18 protein-coding genes and 1 tRNA gene are annotated in these 17917 nt (G+C 71.2%); 7 read left to right on the forward strand and 12 right to left on the reverse strand.

The genetic code is table 11. The features are described 5' to 3' along the window. The 11 genes from rpsR to VNE60_02785 form a co-directional block, all read right to left on the reverse strand. A complete protein-coding gene (rpsR, locus tag VNE60_02735) occupies positions 1-222 on the reverse strand; it encodes a 30S ribosomal protein S18 (GenBank protein HVB30424.1) in 222 nt (73 codons plus the stop codon). A gap of 3 nt (positions 223-225) precedes the next feature. Beyond that, positions 226-588: a 30S ribosomal protein S6 gene (rpsF, locus tag VNE60_02740; GenBank protein ID HVB30425.1), complete on the reverse strand. Its 363-nt coding sequence runs from the start codon at positions 586-588 to the stop codon at positions 226-228. Between the two features lie 174 nt (positions 589-762). Continuing rightward, positions 763-1863 carry a redox-regulated ATPase YchF gene (gene ychF, locus VNE60_02745; GenBank protein HVB30426.1) on the reverse strand — a complete coding sequence of 367 codons (1101 nt, stop codon included), beginning with the start codon at positions 1861-1863 and terminating at the stop codon, positions 763-765. Positions 1864-1998: 135 nt separating this feature from the next. Beyond that, positions 1999-2595, reverse strand: a complete 597-nt coding sequence (gene pth, locus VNE60_02750) for an aminoacyl-tRNA hydrolase (GenBank protein HVB30427.1) — start codon at positions 2593-2595, stop codon at positions 1999-2001. A gap of 59 nt (positions 2596-2654) precedes the next feature. Further along, the gene (locus tag VNE60_02755) at positions 2655-3311 is read right to left on the reverse strand and encodes a 50S ribosomal protein L25/general stress protein Ctc (protein HVB30428.1); all 657 of its coding nucleotides are present in this window, start codon (positions 3309-3311) and stop codon (positions 2655-2657) included. 217 nt (positions 3312-3528) lie between these two features. After that, positions 3529-4482, reverse strand: coding sequence for a ribose-phosphate pyrophosphokinase (locus VNE60_02760; GenBank protein ID HVB30429.1), 954 nt, complete (start codon positions 4480-4482; stop codon positions 3529-3531). A 67-nt stretch (positions 4483-4549) separates the two neighbouring features. Next, positions 4550-4620, reverse strand: a tRNA-Gln gene (locus VNE60_02765). A gap of 16 nt (positions 4621-4636) precedes the next feature. Beyond that, a complete protein-coding gene (gene ispE / locus VNE60_02770) occupies positions 4637-5521 on the reverse strand; it encodes a 4-(cytidine 5'-diphospho)-2-C-methyl-D-erythritol kinase (GenBank protein HVB30430.1) in 885 nt (294 codons plus the stop codon). Then, positions 5521-6552 (reverse strand): lysylphosphatidylglycerol synthase transmembrane domain-containing protein, encoded by a 1032-nt coding sequence (locus VNE60_02775; GenBank protein ID HVB30431.1) that lies wholly within the window; start codon positions 6550-6552, stop codon positions 5521-5523. The genes ispE and VNE60_02775 overlap by 1 nt, the downstream gene beginning before the upstream one ends. A gap of 3 nt (positions 6553-6555) precedes the next feature. After that, entirely contained in the window at positions 6556-8094 is a 1539-nt protein-coding gene (locus VNE60_02780) for a hypothetical protein (protein ID HVB30432.1), read from the reverse strand. A 30-nt stretch (positions 8095-8124) separates the two neighbouring features. Beyond that, entirely contained in the window at positions 8125-8883 is a 759-nt protein-coding gene (locus tag VNE60_02785; GenBank protein ID HVB30433.1) for a pyridoxine 5'-phosphate synthase, read from the reverse strand. Between the two features lie 43 nt (positions 8884-8926). Between VNE60_02785 and VNE60_02790 the strand changes: the two genes are divergently transcribed. Then, the gene (locus VNE60_02790) at positions 8927-9379 is read left to right on the forward strand and encodes a hypothetical protein (protein HVB30434.1); all 453 of its coding nucleotides are present in this window, start codon (positions 8927-8929) and stop codon (positions 9377-9379) included. A 13-nt stretch (positions 9380-9392) separates the two neighbouring features. Here VNE60_02790 and mce read toward each other — a convergent pair whose 3' ends face one another. After that, the gene (gene mce / locus VNE60_02795; GenBank protein HVB30435.1) at positions 9393-9803 is read right to left on the reverse strand and encodes a methylmalonyl-CoA epimerase; all 411 of its coding nucleotides are present in this window, start codon (positions 9801-9803) and stop codon (positions 9393-9395) included. An 81-nt stretch (positions 9804-9884) separates the two neighbouring features. Between mce and trxA the strand changes: the two genes are divergently transcribed. Genes trxA through VNE60_02825 form a run of 6 tightly spaced genes read left to right on the forward strand, consistent with a single transcriptional unit; the run spans position 9885 to position 17859 of the window. Next, positions 9885-10211 carry a thioredoxin gene (gene trxA, locus VNE60_02800; GenBank protein ID HVB30436.1) on the forward strand — a complete coding sequence of 109 codons (327 nt, stop codon included), beginning with the start codon at positions 9885-9887 and terminating at the stop codon, positions 10209-10211. 54 nt (positions 10212-10265) lie between these two features. Continuing rightward, positions 10266-11291 carry a hypothetical protein gene (locus tag VNE60_02805; protein HVB30437.1) on the forward strand — a complete coding sequence of 342 codons (1026 nt, stop codon included), beginning with the start codon at positions 10266-10268 and terminating at the stop codon, positions 11289-11291. Continuing rightward, complete coding sequence (rsmI, locus tag VNE60_02810; protein HVB30438.1) at positions 11288-12145, forward strand: 16S rRNA (cytidine(1402)-2'-O)-methyltransferase; 858 nt, start codon at positions 11288-11290, stop codon at positions 12143-12145. The genes VNE60_02805 and rsmI overlap by 4 nt, the downstream gene beginning before the upstream one ends. Beyond that, positions 12142-12849, forward strand: a complete 708-nt coding sequence (locus VNE60_02815; protein ID HVB30439.1) for a DUF4159 domain-containing protein — start codon at positions 12142-12144, stop codon at positions 12847-12849. Before rsmI ends, VNE60_02815 begins: the two co-directional genes overlap by 4 nt. Further along, positions 12846-16172, forward strand: coding sequence for a hypothetical protein (locus VNE60_02820; protein ID HVB30440.1), 3327 nt, complete (start codon positions 12846-12848; stop codon positions 16170-16172). Before VNE60_02815 ends, VNE60_02820 begins: the two co-directional genes overlap by 4 nt. Then, positions 16153-17859: a hypothetical protein gene (locus VNE60_02825; protein HVB30441.1), complete on the forward strand. Its 1707-nt coding sequence runs from the start codon at positions 16153-16155 to the stop codon at positions 17857-17859. Before VNE60_02820 ends, VNE60_02825 begins: the two co-directional genes overlap by 20 nt. Positions 17860-17917: the final 58 nt, after the last annotated feature.

Below are 17917 nucleotides of genomic sequence, written 5' to 3' on the forward strand. Positions count from 1 at the left end.
CTAGCCCTGGGCGCCGCGGATGTACGGGATCAGCGCCAGATAGCGCGCCCGCTTGATCGCCGTGGCGAGCTGGCGTTGATGCCGCGCGCACGTGCCGCTCAGGCGGCTGGGAAGAATCTTCCCGTGATCGGTGATGAAACGGCCCAGCGTCCGGTCGTCCTTGTAGTCGACGAACCGCACGCGGCCTTCGCAGAACGGACAGGTCTTGTGTTGGCGGCGCATGGGTTAATCCTCGTCGTCGTCGTCGTCATGCCGGCGGGTCGCGGCGGCAATCTCTTCCTCGCTCATCGGCGGGGCGCCCGTGTCGTGCTCGTGCAACGACAGCAGGTAGCGCACCACGCCGTCGTCCAGCCGGAGCGCGCGCTCGTACTCGGGGAGCACCACGGGATCGGCGCTGAACCGCGTGACCACGTAGTACCCGGTGTCCTTGCGGCCGATCTGGTACGCGAGCTGACGTCGGCCCCAATGATCGGAGACGAGATCCGCGGGGTTGCCGAGGAGCTCGTGGAAGCGGGCGAGTTTTTCGTTGATGGCGGTGTCTTCGAGCGTCGAGTCGAAGACATAGACCGCCTCATATGGGCGAGTCATGTCGGGGCAATCCTCCCTTTGGTCCGTGAAGCCGCCCCCCGCTGGTTGCCGGAACGGGGGGAGAGTGTATGTCGTGTGCCGTCGATGGCCGGACGGCTGGAATACAAAAGCTAACTGGTTGCCGCCGCGAGAGTAAGGGGCGGGCAGCGCGTTCGCCGCCGCCGCTGCCGCAGGCTACACGTTGAACCGGAACAGCAGCACATCGCCGTCCTGGACCACGTACTCCTTGCCCTCCGATCGGACGACGCCCTTCTCGCGCGCCCCCTTCCACCCGCCGTGCGCCACGAAATCCACGTAGCTCACGGTCTCGGCGCGGATGAAGCCGCGCTCGAAGTCGGTGTGGATCACGCCGGCCGCCACCGGCGCCGTGTCGCCGCGATGGATGGTCCAGGCGCGCACCTCCGGCTCGCCGGCCGTGAAGTAGGTCTGCAGGCCCAGCAGGTGGTAGCCGGCGCGGATGAGCCGGTCGAGGCCCGCCGAGTCGATGCCGAGCGACGCCAGGAACTCGGCGCGCTCCTCGCCCGGCAGCTCGGCCAGCTCGGCTTCGATCTTGGCCGAGAACGGCACGATCTCGGCGTGCTCTCCGCTGGCCTTCACGGCGTCGCGCAGCGCGCGCAGGTAGGGCCCCTCGTGGCCGGCGAGTTCGGCGTCGGTCACGTTGGCGGCGTAGAGCACGGGCTTGGTGGTGAGCAGCGTGAGCGGCTGCAGCACGGCCAGCTGCTCGGGCGTGAGGCCGGCGTGCCAGAGCGCGCGGCCTTCCTTGAGGAACGCGTGCGCACGCTCGAGCGTGGGCAGCTCGGCCTTGGCCTCGGCGTCGCCGGTGCGGGCCGCGCGCTGGGTCTTGTCGAGGCGCTTCTCCACCACGCCCAGATCGGCCAGGGCGAGTTCGAACTCGATGACTTCGCGGTCGCGCACCGGGTCTACGCCGCTCATCACGTGGGTGACGTCGGGGTCGTCGAAGCAGCGCACCACGTGGATGATCGCGTCGGTCTCGCGGATGTTCGAGAGGAATTTGTTGCCCAGCCCTTCGCCGTCGGCCGCGCCCTTCACGAGCCCGGCGATGTCCACGAACTGCACCACCGCGGGAACCGTGCGCTTGGGCTGCACGATGGCGGCCAGCGTGTCGAGGCGCGGGTCGGGCACTTCCACCATGCCGACGTTGGGCTCGACGGTGCAGAACGGGTAGTTCGCGGCGTCGGCCTTGGCGGCGGTGAGGGCGTTGAAGAGGGTGGACTTGCCGACGTTGGGAAGGCCGACGATGCCGAGCTTGAGCATGTACGCGGGGAATGGACGGGAATGGAACGATCGAGCGCGAAGGCGACGGAAAGCTAATCGATGCGGGAGAACCGTCGCGCCGCCGAGGGCGCCGCCGCCGATCGTGGTGGCCAGCCCTGCGTCGTGTGCACGCGCCTACTCGCCGCCCGCCTTCGCGCCGTCCCCATTGAATCGCGTCATCGCCGCCTCCGCCCCCTCGTTTACCCACACCTCCACCGCCTCCGTCATCCGCGGCAGCAAATCCTCCACCGCCGCCGCATCCAGCCTGCCGAACTCGTCGAGCACGAAATCGGCCAGATCGCCCTGCATCCGGCGTTCATCCTCGGGCCGGATCCCCACGCGCAGCCTCGCGTAGTCCATCGAGTCGAGCGCCGCCTGGATGCTCTTGAGCCCGTTGTGCCCGCCAGCCGAGCCCTTGGCCCGCAGCCGGAACGTCCCCACCGGAATCGCCACGTCGTCCACGATCGCCAGCAGATCGGACTTGGCCGCCCAGGTCAGCCGCCGCCGGTACGGCGCGAGCACGGCGCCGCTCAGATTCATGTACGTGAGCGGCTTGACCAGCCGCACCCGCGTGCCGCGCAGCGTGCCGTTGGACACCAACGCCTGTCCGTCTTTCTTCCACCCATCAAAACGCCAAACGTCGGCCAGGTGGTCAACCACCCACCAGCCGACGTTGTGGCGTGTGCGCGCGTATTCCTTGCCCGGATTCCCGAGGCCGACGATGACCTTCATGGGATCGCCGTCGGGAGACGCGCCGCGCGCGAAAAGCAACCGGAAGAACGCGCCGAGAATTACTTCTCAGCCTCCGCTTCCTCGGGCTTCGGCTTGCGGATGAGCTCGGGCTCGGCCGGCGTTTCCGCCGCCGCGGCCACCACCGTCTCCTCGACCACCGCCTTGGGCGCGGTGACCACGCAGATCGTGGCGTCCTGTTCATCCAGCACCGCGATGCCTTCGGGAAGCTTGAGGTCGCGCACGTGCACGCCGTGACCGATCGCCAGCGCCGCCACGTCGACGTCGACGTGGTTGGGGATCAGCGACGGGTCGACGTGGATCGACACCTCGTGCATCACCTGGTCCAGAATGCCGCCGCCGGTGCGCACGCCCTCGGGCACGCCGACGAACACGAGCGGCACCTTCACCGTGACCTTCTCACCGGCCACCAGTTCCTGGAAGTCGATGTGGAGAATCTCCTTCTTGAACGGGTGGCGCTGGATGTCGCGGATCAGCGTGCGCGACGTGGCGCCGTCCACGTTCAACTCGATCACCGTGCTGGCGTACGATACGCGGTCGAGCAGCTTCTGGAGGTCGCGCGTGTTGAGCGCCAGCGCCTGCGGCGCGCGGCTGTGCCCGTAGATGACGGCGGGCACCTGGCCCGACTGACGAAGCTTGCGCGCCGCGCCCTTGCCGGCGCCGGTGCGTGGAGTGGCGGAAAGCGATGCTGTAGCCATGGATGGAACCCTGTGAATTGCGGTCTACGATTGCAGCGAACCCGGGACACGCCGTGATACTCTCAGGAGGCTGCGTCCTCCCTACCATGGGGCCGGTAGATCGGTAGATGGTAGGGGAGTAGGACCGATAACCGCGTGACGCAGTCTACCGTCCTTCGCTCCTACCGTCCTACCCTCCTACCGTTCGTTCCCGGGGCCCAACTGGTCCAGCAACCCCCTAGTCGAACAGACTGCTCACGCTCTGCTCGGCGTGCGTGAACCGGATGGCCTTCGACAGCAGCTCGCCCACCGACAGAATGGCCAGCTTGTCGAATCGCCGATCCTCCGGCAGCGCGATCGTGTCGGTCACCGCGACCTCCTCGATCGGCGCATTCATCAGTCGCTCGCGGGCCGGACCCGAGAGCAGGGCGTGCGTGGCGCAGACGTACACCGACGTGGCGCCCAGATCCTTCAGCGCCCGCGCCGCTTCCGACACCGTGCCCGCCGTATCGATCATGTCGTCGGCCAGGATGCAATCCTTGCCCTCGACCTCACCCACCACGTTCACCACTTCGGCCACATTCGCCGCCGGGCGCCGCTTGTCGATGATCGCCAGCGACGCGTTCAGTCGCTTGGCGAACCCCCGCGCCATCTTGGCCGACCCCACGTCGGGGGCCACGACCACGATGTCCCGCAGCGCCTTCTTTCGGTAATGCGCGGTGAACACCGGCATCGCGTACAGATGGTCCACCGGAATGTCGAAGAAGCCCTGCAACTGATGCTGGTGAAAATCGATCCCCAGCACCCGGTGCGCGCCCGCGGCCATGATCATGTTGGCCAGGAGCTTGGCCCCGATCGCCACCCGCGGCTGGTCCTTGCGGTCCTGCCGCGAATACCCGTAGTACGGCATCACCACGGTCACCCGCGCCGCACTGGCGCGCTTGGCCGCGTCGATGAGCAACAGCAGTTCGAGAATATTCTCGGCCGGCGGGTTCGTCGGTTGGATGATGAACACGTCGTTGCCGCGCACGTTCTCGTCGATGCGGACGAAGATCTCGCCGTCGGCAAAGCGCGTCAGCGTGACCCGGCAGAGGTCGGCCCCGGTGTGGCGGGCGATTTCTTCCGCCAGGGCCCGGTTGGCCGTTCCGGAGAGCAGCTTGAACCCGTGGCTAGGTACCGAGAGTCCGTCCATGTCGAGCCTGGTAAGTTACCAGGATGTCAAGGGTTAATCAACTTTTCGGAGGGCGGTGCTGCGGACATTGCCCCCGGTGGATTCGAACCACCATTCTCGGATCCAAAGTCCGATGTCCTGCCGTTGGACGAGGGGGCAGCACAGCCCTGCAAACCTACTCGATCAGGCGGACGGGTACAACGTGAATCGACGTCCGCGTCTCCATCAGGCGCGCGTCGGGGACGTCGGCCGCCAGCACCCCGCGCGCCCCGTCGGCGAACACCCCGAACACGGTGGAGCCGGATCCCGCCAGCATGGCCACCTTGGCCCCCGCGCGAGCCAGCGCCTGGCGATACGCGCCGATCCGCGGGTGGTGCTGGATCACCGCCGCCTCGAAATCGTTCTCGGCCACCGCCTCCACCTCGTCCCAGGACAGGAGCGCCGCGGCCGGCAGCAGCGCCCCCGTGGGCTCGTAGGCCGGCCGCGATGCCGACAGCCACCGGTAGGCGTCGGCCGTGCCGATCGCGAACTCCGGCACCACCAGCTGCACCCGCCGGCGCGGCAGCGGCGTGAGTCCCAGCATCCGTTCGCCGCGCCCCCAGGCAAAGGCCAGCGGCGTTTCGGTGGCCATGAACGCCACGTCCGCGCCAAGCCGCGCGGCCAGTTCCAGCACGCGCACGCCCATCGGACGCGGCGCCATCGCGTCGAGCATGCGGAGCACGGCGCCGGCGTCGGCGCTGCCGCCGCCCAGCCCGCCGCCCACCGGAATGCGCTTCACGATCTCGATCGCGAACCCGTCGGGCCAGCCGGCGGCGGCCTGATAGGCCGCGGCGGCGCGATACGCCAGGTTCTGCTCGGGGGCGCCCAGCCCGGCAGCCGGTATCGTGTCCCCGGTGCAGTCGATGGACCGGCCCGCGGCACCCACGCGGATCGTCACCTCGTCGGCCAGGTCGAGTCGCTGGAAGACGGTCTCGATCTGGTGGTAGCCCGACGACTCCTGCGTGAGTACCCGGAGCCTCAGGTTGACCTTGGCCTGGGCGGCGGCGCGGGCGGCCGGCATCAGGGCGTTCCGTTGGGCGCGGCGTCCCGGCCGGCGGCCGCCTGGATCTCGCCGTAGGTGATGCCGGCCCGGGTCAGATACCACGCCCCCATGAGCGTGATCGGGATGTACGACACCACGTGGAACAGCAGCGCCCACGTGGCCGCCGCCGTGGCGCCGATGCCGTAGACGTTGAGTCCCATCTTGGCGCCCGCCTCGAACACGCCCGCGAACCCCGGCGTGGAGGGGATCGACACGAACACCACGATCACGCCCTGCACGAAGAGCGCCGCCGAGAGCGGCACATCCACGTGCACCGCCTTGAACGCCAGCCAGAACGCGAAGGCGTTGAGCAGCCAGTGGAGCAACGCCCACCAGAGCACGAGCAGGAACCGGCGCGGGCTGCGCAGCACGCTCAGGCCGCTGGCGAACGACGTCAGGATTCGCCGTCCGCGCTCTTCGATGGCCGGGGCCACGCGGCGCGCGAACGCCTCGTAGATCCGGATCATGCGCTGCGGATAGCTGGCCAGCACGTACAGGGCGAGGAAGCCCGCCAGGGTGATCCCCACCACGCCGATCCCGGCGCTGGCCACCGATCGGCCGCCCAGATCGGCGATGCCGGGAAAGTGCGGATCGAGCATCGCGGCGCCCATCAGCAGCAGCACCGCCGCGCCGTCGAACAGCCGGTCCACGGCCAGCGACGCGAACGACGTGGAGAACGACACCTCGGGCCGCTCGCGCGTGAGCGCGTAGGCGCGCGCCAACTCGCCGGCTCGCGCGGGGAGCACGTTGTTGGCCATCGCTCCGATCGCCACCGACCGCCAGAGCGGGGCGATGGGCAGATCGGGCACCACGGGGTCGAGAATGATCTGCCAGCGGATGGCGCGCAGCGGGAAGATCCCCGTGGCCGCCACCGAGCAGAGGATGATCAACGGAACGCTCGCGTGCCGCAGCCGGTCGATCACATCGTGCCAGGGCACGCCGTGCAGCGCCCACCACAGCCCGCCCGCGCTCAGCGCGATGCCGAGCGCACTCTTCCATCTGAGCTTCACACGCTACTCCGCGAGGGCGAGATCGAGCAGATCGAACAGCTCGTCGATCGCCGCTGGGGTGGGCGCGCTACCTGATTGGCGAATCTCGTCGCGCAACTGCAGCGCCCGCTCCACGGCGGCCCGGCCGCGATAGACCAGCGCGTCGATCGGCACCACGGTGTCAGCCACCGGCGCCGGCTCGGCGAACGGCTGCGCGGCGAAGGCGTCGAGCGTGGCGATGCCCTCGTCCAGTGACGTGGCGGCGTCGAGCGCGGGCACCGCCATCGCCGGCGTGGGAATCGCGCGCGCGGGCGCGATGGGCGTGGGAATGCGGGCCGCCGCCGGCACCGGCGTGGGCGCCGCGGGCCGCGGGATGGCCGGCGCCTGCACGATCGGCGTGGGCGCCGACGCCGAGACCGGGGCGTCGGGATAGGCGATGGTCTGCACGATCCGCTCCAGCATGGCCAGCGACGCGTCGTCCACGGTGTCGGCCACGTTGGCGTGCGAGGTGATGAGATCCACCACGCGCTGGTCGCCGAAGCTCTCCGCCGACTGCCGGATGGACCGCAGGGCGCGGCGCAGATCGCGGCGCGCACGGTCGCGGGCCACGGGGTCGGGGGTGGCCCGGGCGGCGCTCACCAGCCCCGACAGATGCTCGGCCTGGCTCACGGCCTCGAGCCGGAAGCGGTGCTGCGGCGTGGTGGGCGGATTGGTGGCGCGGGTGACGACCTGCGGGCCCCCGTCCTCGAAGAACAGCGACGCGATGGGGACGATCTGCTGCGCTCCCTCACCCGTGTTGTCCAGGGCGTCGGAGGCGGTGACGAACCGCTCGTACTCCTCTGACGGCGCGCTGGTGGGGCGGCCGTCGCGGAGGGCGAGGGCGATGCGGCGGAGCAGGGCCGCGGCGGCGCGCAGCAGCTCCACGCGCTCCAGCGACAGCCGCGGCTCGCCCAGCTCCAGCGGGCGGGCGGCGTTCTCCGCGGCCTCGGCCACATCGGCCAGCGGCGGCAGGTCCTTGATGCCGGCCACGCCGCGCAGCGCGCGCACGCGGCCCAGCACGATCTCGGCGCTGCCGCGATTGTCGGGGCGGGTGGCCAGCAGTTCCAGGCCGGCGGCGATGTTGTTGGCCTCGCCCACGAGATACGCCGGCGCGGCCGGCGCCGCCATCGCGGCGGTCACGCGGCGCGCGGCAGGAGCGAAGGCGGACAGCTCGCGGGCCCGCGCCGCGGCGCGCTGCGCTTCGGGGTCGCCCCAGGCGCGGGCCGCGCGCACGAGGATCTTGAGGTCGTCGATGGCGGCGATCATCGCGCCGCGGAGCGCCGGGTTCCAGTCGATCACGCCGTCGCGCGTGGCCCGGCCGATCCCTTCCACCGCCGCCGCCAGTTCCGCGAACGCCGGCAGCTTGGCCATCGTGGCCGCGCCGCGCAGGGCGCGGCCCGTGCGCTGCATCGTGTCGCCGTCGGGGGCGCCGGACGGCGCCTGGAGCAGGAGCCCATCGAGTTGCTCGATGTACTCTCCCGCTTCCAGCACGAAGAAGTCGATGAACCCGGCCGGCGACGTCATGTCCACTCCACGGATTGGCGCGTCACGAAGTTAGGACGACCGACCCGCCGAGTCCATCACCTGACGCATCTCGCGTACGGCGTGGGCGAGCCCCACGAACACGGCGCGGCTCACGATGGAATGCCCGATGTTGAGTTCCTCCACCGCAGGGATCCCCGCCACCGGGCCCACATTGGCCACGGTGAGTCCGTGGCCGGCATGCACGGCGAGCCCGAGCGAGGCGCCCAGTTCGGCGGCCGCGATCAGCGCGCGCAGGGGCGCCGGATTGCCGGGGTGGTTGGCGTAGGTGCCCGTGTGCAGCTCCACGGCCGCGGCGCCCAGCTGGCGCGACCGGCGCATGGCCTCGGGGTCGGGATCCACGAACAGGCTGGTGCGGATGCCCGCGGCGTTGAGCCGCGCGATGCCGGCGCGCAGCCGATCGGCGTCGCGGCTCACGTCGAGCCCGCCTTCCGTTGTGATTTCTTCGCGCTTCTCGGGCACCAGCGTGGCCTGGTGCGGACGCAGCCGCTCGGCGATGGCGAGCATCTCGTCGGTGCACGCCATCTCGAGATTGAGTACCGTGCGGATGCCGGCGCGCAGGCGCTCGATGTCGCCGTCCTGGATGTGGCGCCGGTCCTCGCGCAGGTGCGCCGTGATGCCGTCGGCGCCGGCGTCCTCGCAGAGGAGGGCGGCGGCGAACGGATCGGGCTCGACCCCGCGCCGCGCCTGTCGCAGCGTGGCCACGTGGTCGATGTTGATGTACAGGCGCTGCGGTGACCGGCCGCGGCCGGCCTCGTCAGTTGAACGCATGGGGTTGGCTCGTTAGGTTCGCCACAAGACCCAGGAGACACGCGTGAGGAAGTTAATCATCGGCTTGGCGCTCGTTGCCGGGTGCAGTTCGGGTGGGACGATGCGCGGCAATCCCGCGCCGCTGGTGCCGAGCAACGACACCGGGGCCCTGAATCCCGACGCCGCGGTGAACCAGTTCATGGCTGCCGTGAAGGCCGAGGACCTGCAGGCCATGGGCGCCATCTGGGGCACCCCCGATGGTCCGGCCCGCGACCAGATGTCGCAGGATGTGTTGCAGCAGCGTGAGCTGATCATGCTCTGCTACCTCAAGCACGACTCGTACAAGATCCTGGGCGACGCGCCGAGCATGGACAACACGCGGGCGCTCAGCGTGGACGTGACGCGCAAGGAGCGGACGCACGCCACCACGTTCACGGCGGTCCGCGGCAAGAACGGGCGCTGGTACGTCGAGGCCGTGGACATCCAGCCGCTCACCGACTTCTGCGCCAAGGGCTGACCCGGGGCCCGGCTCAGTGCTCGCTCAATTCCACCAGAACGCCGCCCGTGGAAGCGGGATGCAGGAAGGCGATGCGTTTGCCTTCGGCCCCCACGCGGGGCACTTCATCGATCAGGCGGAGGCCGGCGGCGCGGCAGCGGGCCAGCGTGCCCTCCAGGTCGTCCACGGCAAAGCAGATGTGGTGGATCCCCGGACCGCGCTTGGCCAGGAACTTCCCGATCGGCGAATCCGCCGACTCGGCCTGGAGCAGTTCCACCAGCGAATCGCCGGCCGCGACGCCGGCAATCCGGGCGCCGTCGGCGTCGTCCAACGGCACCTCGGGCATGCCGAGGATATCGCGATAGATTGGAAGGATCGCGTCGAGCGCGTGCACGGCGATCCCGATGTGGGCGATGCGGGTGCCGCGTGGCGGTGATGCGGACATGGGGAGCGCTCCAACAAGGCGTGGGCGCTATAACATAATGATGCGCGGCGGGCCGGTCAGGCCCGCGCCGGGGAGATCGGGATGTCGAACACGACGCTGGTGACGGACGCGACCTTCGAGCAGGAAGTGGAGAAGCACGATGGGTTGACGATTGTGGATTTCTGGGCCACCTGGTGTGGCCCCTGTCGGATGATCGCGCCGGTGCTGGATCAGTTGGCCACGGAGTACGCGGGCAAGGTGCGGGTGGCCAAGCTCGACGTGGATACCAACATCAAGACCGCCACGCGCTACAATGTGCGGTCCATTCCCCTGCTCCTGTTCTTCAAGGATGGGAAGGTGGTGGATCAGATCGTGGGCGCGGTGCCGCGGGCCAACATCGAATCCAAGCTCAAGCAGCACGCGGCGTAGCGCCGCCGTATTGCGACCGCTGCATGGTCGCGTCATGTTTCGCCTGGAAGACCGATGTCGGTCTTCCAGGCGTTTCTGTTCTCGGCCTTCTCGCCCCGCTGGATGCCGCCCACTGTTGCCGGACTGCGTTTCCCGTATGCGCGCGTGCTGCTTCCCCGCACGCGCCTCGCGTACATCCACGTCCGCAATCTCCTCACCGACGCCAAGCGCGACCGTTCGGCGCGCGTGTCGGCCTACGTCGCGGTGTGGCTCCCCGAGGAGTTCGTGGTGTTCTATCTCCTGCGCGGCGAGGTGGTGAACGCCACGATCAAGGACGCCCGCACGGCGCGCGCCGTGGGCATCGCCACGGCCCTCGAGCGCATTCCCTCGGAACCCGAATACGGCGACATCTGCTTCCACGAAGCCGACGAGCAGCAGCTCGCGTGCATGTTCACGTCGCAGTCGCGCCCCGACGAACCCTGGTCGCCCGGCATGAAGGTGACCGATCCCGCCGAGCTGTTCCCGTATCTCAACGCCGTGGCGTTCGACGGCATGATGGAGATCGTGGCCGAGGACACGGTGAACTACCTCGTGTTCAATAACGGGGCGGTGCAGCGCGCCTTCCTGTCCACCACGCATCACGGCACGACGGTCGATCGCGTGGCCAAGTTGTTCGCGCGCGAAGGCAAGGCGGAGGGCACGCAGGTTCGCCGCTGGTCGGGGCTCGAGCCGCTGCCCACGCAGGCGCCGCCGGCCTTGCTGCAGGCGTACCGCGAGCTCACGGCGGGGCTGGTGGAGCGGCTCGTGGCCGACGGCCGCGAGGGCGCGCCGGCCATCGCCGAGCAGGCGCGGCAGAATCTCATGGCCCAGCATCCGCCGATGGGCGGGTTCAGCTTCAACGGGCGCCCCACCGACGATGTCATCGCCGACACGCCGGAGCTCACCGCCGCCGTGGGCGCCTGGCTCAAGGAAGTGCTGTTCGCGGGCACCGACCTCGAGGCGTCGAGCCCCGAGGCCGTGCTGCACGATCTCACGTGGGGGCGGCGGCACATGTTCCAATCGGCCGGCCTGTACGAACGGCTCCCCTGGAAGGTACTGTGACGCAGGCCGGCGGCGGGGGAGACGGCACCGCGCCGGGCCGTCTCTTCGTGGTCAGCACCCCCATCGGCAACATGGGGGATTTTTCTTTTCGGGGGGTGGAGACGCTCCGCCAGGTGTCCGTGGTGTACGCCGAGGACACGCGGCATTCGCGGCACCTGCTCGACCGCTACGACCTCACCACGCCGCTCGTGGCGTACCACGAACACAACGAGGCCAAGCTCACGCCGCGCATCGTCGAGCGGCTGCTGGGCGGCGAGAGCGTGGCGTTGGTGAGCGATGCCGGCACGCCGCTGCTGTCGGATCCCGGGGCGCGGCTGGTGCAGGCGGCGATCGCGGCGGGCGTTCCCGTGGTGCCGGTGCCCGGCGCGTCGGCGTTGCTCGCGGCGCTCGTCACGGCGGGGCTGCCCGCCGAGCCGTTCACGTTCTTCGGCTTCCTGCCGCGGGGCGGCGCGGAGCGAGCCCAGCGGCTGGTGGCGGTGGCGCAGTCGCCGTTCACGACGGTGCTGTACGAAGCGCCCGGGCGCGTGGTGGACACGCTGTCGGCCGTGGCCGAGCGGGCCGGCGCCGACCGCCCGGCGGCGGTGGCGCGCGAGCTCACCAAGCTCTACGAGGACGTGCGGCGGGGAACGCTGGCCGAGTTGGTGGCGTACTATGCGGAGACGCCGCCCAAGGGGGAGGTCGTGATCGTCATCGCCGGGGCCCCGGCGCCGGTGCTCGATGAGTCGGCACTGCGCGAGCGCGCCCGCGAGCTGCGGGGGCAGGGCTACTCCGTGCGCGACACGGCCACCGAGTTGGCGCGCGAATTCGACGCCGCGCGGAACCTGGCCTATCGCGTGGCCCGGGACGCCGAGTGAGACGCTGGGTGCGCGGGGCGCTCGCCGCCGCGGTGCTCCTGCCGCTCACCGGCGCGCGCCGCGCGCCGGCGGCCACGGTGTGGGCCACGGCGGAGGCTCCGCGCCTGACCATCGCCCGCCTCCAGTACGAGGGCGGCGGCGACTGGTACGCCAATCCGTCGAGCCTGCCCAATCTGCTCGCCGCCATCCGGGAGCGCACCTCGCTCCACGTGGCGCGCACCGAAGCCCGCGTGACGCTGATGGACGACAAGCTGTTCGACTATCCGTTCATCCACGTCACGGGGCACGGCAACATCCATTTCAGCGACGCCGAGATCGTGCGGCTGCGCGAGTATCTGGAGCGCGGCGGCTTCCTGCACGTGGACGACAACTACGGGCTCGATCCCTACTTCCGCCGCGAGATCAAGCGCGTCTTTCCCGACATCCCGCTGGTGGACGTGCCGCTGTCGCACCCCATCTACCACATCGTATACGACTTTCCTAAAGGCCTGCCCAAGATCCACGTGCACGACGGGCTGCCGGCGCGCGGATTCGGCATCTTCCTCAACGGCCGGCTTGCCGTGTACTACTCGTTCTCCAGCGACCTCGGCAACGGCTGGGAGGACCCCGACGTGTATCACGATCCGCCGGCGCTGCACGAGGCGGCGCTGCGCATGGGCGTGAACCTGTTCGTGTACGCGGTGACCAGCCGGCCGCTGCCGTGACGATCGTCGAGCTGGTGGAGCGGGAGCGGCGGCGCCTACGGTGGCTGGAGCTGGCGGCGGGCGCGGCCCTGGGGGCGACGGTCGTGTGCGGGCTCGTCGCCGGCGGCGCGCTGCTGCTGGGCCACGCGCGCTGGCTCGCCCTGCCGCGCGCCGTGCCGCTGCTGGTCTGGGTGCTGCTGGTGGGCGGATCGACGCTCGTCGCCTGGCGCACCCGGCGTCGGCTGCGCGCGGGGACGTCGCGCGCCCAGGTGGCGGCCGCCATCGAGCGCGAGCGGGCGCTCCGCGCCGGCGCGCTGCGCGGCGCCCTCGAAGTGGCGGAGGCGGGCGCGTTCGGCCGTCGCGCCGCCGCCGCCATGATGGAGTCGCTGCACCCGAGCGGCGACACGCTGGCGCCGGTGCTGCGCCGGCACGCGCGCGCCAGGGCGCTGCGCATCGGGGCCGTGGCCGTGATCACGGCCCTGCTGTTGGGCATCGTGGCGCCGTTGCGCAGCGACGGCCTGATGGCCATCCTGCGCCCGGTGAGCGCCTGGCGCGGCACGCTCCTCGCCCCGCTCGCGTTCGTGCGCCTGCCGGCGGTGGTCATGCGCAACGACACCGTCCGGGTGACGATCGCGGCGCCCGGCCGCACCACGGTGGAGCTGCAGGATCGCGCGACCGGCGAAGGATGGGCGCGCCGCACGCTCGCCGTCGCGCCTGCCACGGGCACGGCGGCGGTCACCCTGGGCCCGGTGCGCGGCGACCTGAGTCTGGTGGTCACCGACGGCCGCGCGCACAGCGACACCGCGGTGGTGCGCGTCACCGACCGGCCGTTCGTGGGCGCGATCACGATGCGCGCCGTGTATCCCTCGTATCTCGACCGGCCGGCCGAGACGCTGCCGGTAGGCGAGGCGGCGGTGATCCCGCGCGGCACGGTCCTCGAGATCGCGGGCCGCGCCTCCACGCCGCTCGCGGCGGTGGGGCTGGTGCGGGAGCGCGACTCCGTGGCGCTGCGCGCCGACGATCGTTCGTTCACGGGGCGGTTCGCGCCGTCGGCGTCGGGCAGTTGGCAGTGGTTCGCGCGCGGCGCCGACGCTGCGGTGCAGGACCTGCCGGCCCCGGTGGACGTGACGATCGTGCCCGATTCGGCGCCGCAGGTGGACATCCTCGCCCCGCGCTCCGACACGCTGGTGGCGGCCACGGATCAGGTGACGCTGCAGGGCGCGGCGTCGGACGACCACGGGCTGTCGGTGGTGCAGCTACAGACCTGGAGCGCCGGTCCGGGCGGCACGCGCGTCGAGACCACCCAGCGCCTGGCGGCCAACCTCGGGCCGGCGTGGGGCGGCAACGCGGTGGTGGATCTGGCGTCGCGCCACCTGAATCCGGGCGACGCGCTGCACGTGCGCCTCGTGGCCATCGACAACTCCCCCTGGGCGCAGCGCGGCGAGAGCCGCGAGCTGCTGCTCAAGGTGCCGAGCCTCGAGGAGCGCCGCGAGATGGCGCGCGACGCGGCCGATTCCGCGGTGCACGCGGTGCAGCGGGCCGCCACCGCCGAGCAGAGCCTGCAGCAGCGCACCAGCGAGATGGCGCGCGAACGCATGAACCGTCCGGTGGAGAGTCCGCCCAACGCCAATGCGGCGGCCGGCGGGCAGCAGCCCAATGCCCTGAGCTACGAGGCCGCCGAGAAGGCCAAGGGGCTGGCCAGGGAGCAGCAGGACCTGGCCGACCGCGTGAAGCAGTTGCAGCAGGCCGCGGCCCAGCTGCAACAGCAGCTCAAGCAGGCCGGCGCGCTGGACAGCTCGCTGGCCCGCCAACTCCGCGACGCGCAGCAGATGCTCCAGCAGGCGCTCAGCCCCGATCTGCTCGCCGCCATGAAGCAGTTGCAGAACGCGGCCCAGAAGCTGTCGGCCGATCAGGCCGAACAGTCGCTGGCCAACCTGGCGGAGATGCAGAAGCGGCTGCGCGAGCAGCTCGAGAAGAGCGCGCAGATGTTGCAGCGCGCGGCGTTCGAGGGCTCCATGCAGACCCTGCACGACGAAGCGAGCGACATCGCCAAGCGGGAGCAGGCGATGGCCGATTCGGCAGCGCACGGCCGGCAGTCGGCGGATAGCGGGCGACCGTCGGCGGACAGCAGCCGGCAGCCGACGCCATCGGCCGCGCCACAGGGCACCCGCGATGTGCCGCGTGAGCTGGCCGATCGCTCCGACCGCCTGGCCAACGCCATCCAGCAGCTTCAGCAGCGGCTGGCCGACCAGAACGCCCAGGCCGGCGCCAGCAACAGCGACGTGGCCCACACCTTCGCCAAGGCGTCGGAGCAGTCCATGCGCCAGCGCGCCGACGCCGCGTCGGCGGCGGCCGAGATGCAGCGCTCCGCGCAGGCCATGCAGCAAGCGCGCGACGCGCAGGTGGCCGAGTGGAAGCACGAGCTCACGTCGGAGCTCGACCGCGCCATTCAGGAATTGCTGCAGATGTCGCGCCAGGAGTCCAAGCTGCAGCAGCAGGCGCGCCAGGCCAGAACCGATCCGGCGCAACTGCGCGGCGACCAGAGCGCCGTGCAGCAGGGCGTGGATCAGACGCAGCAGCAGCTCCAGGCGCAGGCCCAGAAGACCACCCTGCTGTCGGGCGGCGCGCAGCGCGCCATGAGCGACGCCGCGCAGAAGGTGGCGCAGGCTACCCGCGCGAGCGGCGATCCGCGCAACGCCGCCCAGACGCCGTCGGCCATGGGCGACGCCGCCGACGCGCTCGACCAGGCCGCGGCCGCGCTGGCCCGCGACCGCCAGCGCGCCAACATGGCCCGCTCGGCGTCGGGATTTGCCGAGATGCTGCAGCAACTGCAGGAAGCCGCCAAGAAGCAGGGCTCGATCAACGCGCAGGCGCAGGGATTGCTCCCCATGCCGGGCGCCGGAGCGATGAGTCCCGCCGCGCAGGCCACGGCGCGCCTGCTGGCGCGCGAGGAGCGCGCGCTCGCGCAGCAACTGGACGATCTGAGCGACGCCGCGGGCGGCGACCGCACGGTGCAGCTGTCGCGCGAGGCGCGGGCCGTGGCGCAGGCGCTGGAGGGGGGACGCGTGGACGCCGCCACGGTGGCTCGCCAGGAGCAACTGCTGCGCCACATGCTCGATGCCGGACGCTCGCTCCAGAAGGACGAACGCGATGACTCGGGCAAGCGGCAAGCCGAGGCCGCGGTGAACCCCAAGCTGTTCGCGCCGCAGAACGCCCATGTCGACGGCAAGAGCACGGTGAAATACCGCGTGCCTACCTGGGACGAACTGCGCGGTCTCTCGGCCGACGAGCGCCGCGCGATCCTCGAATACTTCCAGCGCATCAATGGCGGCCAGCGTCCGTAGGCTCGTCGTCGCGCTGGCGCTGCTCGCGCCGGCGGCGGCGCGTGCGCAGCAGCCCGACACCACCGGGGTGTATCGCGCCATGGATCTCGAAGTGGCCGGCCACTACCGGCAGGCGGCGGCGCTCTATCGGCCGCTGCTGCGCACGGCCGTGGCCACCAATGCCATCCTCGGGTTGGAGCGCGTGTACGCGCAACTCGGCTGGACCGACTCGCTGCTCGTGCCGCTCGACTCGCTGGTGGCCGAGTCGCCGCGCGAGCCGGTGTTCCACAGCGTGCAGGTGCGCGCCTACACCATGCTGTCGCGCGACGCCGACGCGCGGCGCGCCTTCGACGCGTGGACGCGCGCCCTGCCGGGAACCGCGTCGCCGTATCGCGAATATTCGCAACTGCTCATCCAGCGCGGGCGGCCCGCGGCCGCCGACTCCATCATCCAGTTGGCCGGCCGCATGCTGGGCACCACGTCGGGCCTGCAGCTGCAGTTGGCGCTGTCGCGCGCCGCCATGGGGCAGTGGGAGGCGTCGGCCAGGGCGTGGCGCGGCGCGCTGCTCGAGTCGCCCGACCTCGACGAGGCGGCCGCGTATTCGCTGGCGCCGGCACCCGAGACGGCGCGCCAGACGGTGCGCGCGGTTTTCCTCGCGCTGCCGGTGGACGTGGGGGCGCGCCGCGCCCTCGCCGCGCTCGAGACCGGGTGGGGCTCGCCCGCCGACGGCTGGGCCGCGCTGCGCGACCTGCCGCCCGACAGCGAGAGCGTGGCGGCGTGGACGGACTTTGCCAAGCGCGCCGAGTCGGACGAGGATTGGGCGCTGGCCCGCGACGCGCTGATCGCCGCGCTGCGCTGGCGCCCCACGCCGCAGCTGGCGCTCGATGCGGCCACCGCGGCGCTCAACGCCGGCGACGCGCGGACTGCGCTGGCGCTGGCGCCGGCGGGCGGACTCGATTCGGCGCGCGAGGCGGCTACGGTGCTCCCGCTGCGCGTGCGGGCGTTGGCTGCGTCGGGCCAGCCGGCCCAGGCGGAGACGCTCGTCCGCGCGTATGCGCATCTGCTGTCGCCGCTGCAGTCGGCGTCGCTGGAGCGCGCCGTCGCCTTTGGCTGGGTGCGCGCCGGCAACCTGGACCAGGCGCGGCAGGCGCTCGATCGCGCCGGTCCCGACGCCGATTCCAGCGACGCGGCGGGCTGGCTGGCGCTGTACCAAGGCAATCTCGCCGGCGCGCGCATCATGCTGCGCACGTCCACCGACGTGTCGAGCCAACTGGCGCAGGCGCTGGGGCTCATCACGCGCATGACGGAGGACACGGCCGCCGACGTGGGCCACGCCTTTCTCGCCCTGGCGCGTCTCGACTCGACGGGCGCCGCGCAGGCGTTCGAGCAGGCGGCGGCGCACCATCCCGATGCGGCCTCGGTGCTGCTCGCCACCAGCGCCGAGATCCACAACGCGCGGCACGACACGGCGGCCGCCGTGTCGCTCTGGACGCGCATTCTCAAGGACTATGCTGAATCGCCCGAGGCGCCGGGCGCCGAGTTGGCATGGGCGCGGCAGCTCCGCCGCGCCGGCAACTCGGCTGGCGCGACGGCGCATCTGGAGCACATGATTCTCACGTATCCCGAGAGCGCGCTCGTCCCCCAGGCGCGCCGTGAACTCGAACTGGCCCGCCAGGCGATTCCCGGCGGAGGGGGCGCAACGAGATGACGCGGCGTGATGGGGCACGCGCGGTGGAGCGCGCATGAAGCGGCGCGAATGGGTGCGG

It is taken from the genome of Gemmatimonadaceae bacterium (assembly GCA_035533755.1).
Taxonomy (GTDB): Bacteria; Gemmatimonadota; Gemmatimonadetes; order Gemmatimonadales; family Gemmatimonadaceae; genus JAGWRI01.

Excerpts from the sequence above, each read along its gene's own strand:
- VNE60_02825 (HVB30441.1), top strand. The coding sequence starts at position 16,153 with ATGGCGGCCAGCGTCCGTAGGCTCGTCGTCGCGCTGGCGCTGCTCGCG.
- ychF (HVB30426.1), bottom strand. The coding sequence starts at position 1,863 with ATGCTCAAGCTCGGCATCGTCGGCCTTCCCAACGTCGGCAAGTCCACC.
- VNE60_02760 (HVB30429.1), bottom strand. The coding sequence starts at position 4,482 with ATGGACGGACTCTCGGTACCTAGCCACGGGTTCAAGCTGCTCTCCGGA.
- VNE60_02805 (HVB30437.1), top strand. The coding sequence starts at position 10,266 with ATGTCGGTCTTCCAGGCGTTTCTGTTCTCGGCCTTCTCGCCCCGCTGG.
- VNE60_02780 (HVB30432.1), bottom strand. The coding sequence starts at position 8,094 with ATGACGTCGCCGGCCGGGTTCATCGACTTCTTCGTGCTGGAAGCGGGA.
- mce (HVB30435.1), bottom strand. The coding sequence starts at position 9,803 with ATGTCCGCATCACCGCCACGCGGCACCCGCATCGCCCACATCGGGATC.
- rpsF (HVB30425.1), bottom strand. The coding sequence starts at position 588 with ATGACTCGCCCATATGAGGCGGTCTATGTCTTCGACTCGACGCTCGAA.
- VNE60_02755 (HVB30428.1), bottom strand. The coding sequence starts at position 3,311 with ATGGCTACAGCATCGCTTTCCGCCACTCCACGCACCGGCGCCGGCAAG.
- trxA (HVB30436.1), top strand. The coding sequence starts at position 9,885 with ATGTCGAACACGACGCTGGTGACGGACGCGACCTTCGAGCAGGAAGTG.
- pth (HVB30427.1), bottom strand. The coding sequence starts at position 2,595 with ATGAAGGTCATCGTCGGCCTCGGGAATCCGGGCAAGGAATACGCGCGC.
- ispE (HVB30430.1), bottom strand. The coding sequence starts at position 5,521 with ATGCCGGCCGCCCGCGCCGCCGCCCAGGCCAAGGTCAACCTGAGGCTC.
- VNE60_02785 (HVB30433.1), bottom strand. The coding sequence starts at position 8,883 with ATGCGTTCAACTGACGAGGCCGGCCGCGGCCGGTCACCGCAGCGCCTG.
- rpsR (HVB30424.1), bottom strand. The coding sequence starts at position 222 with ATGCGCCGCCAACACAAGACCTGTCCGTTCTGCGAAGGCCGCGTGCGG.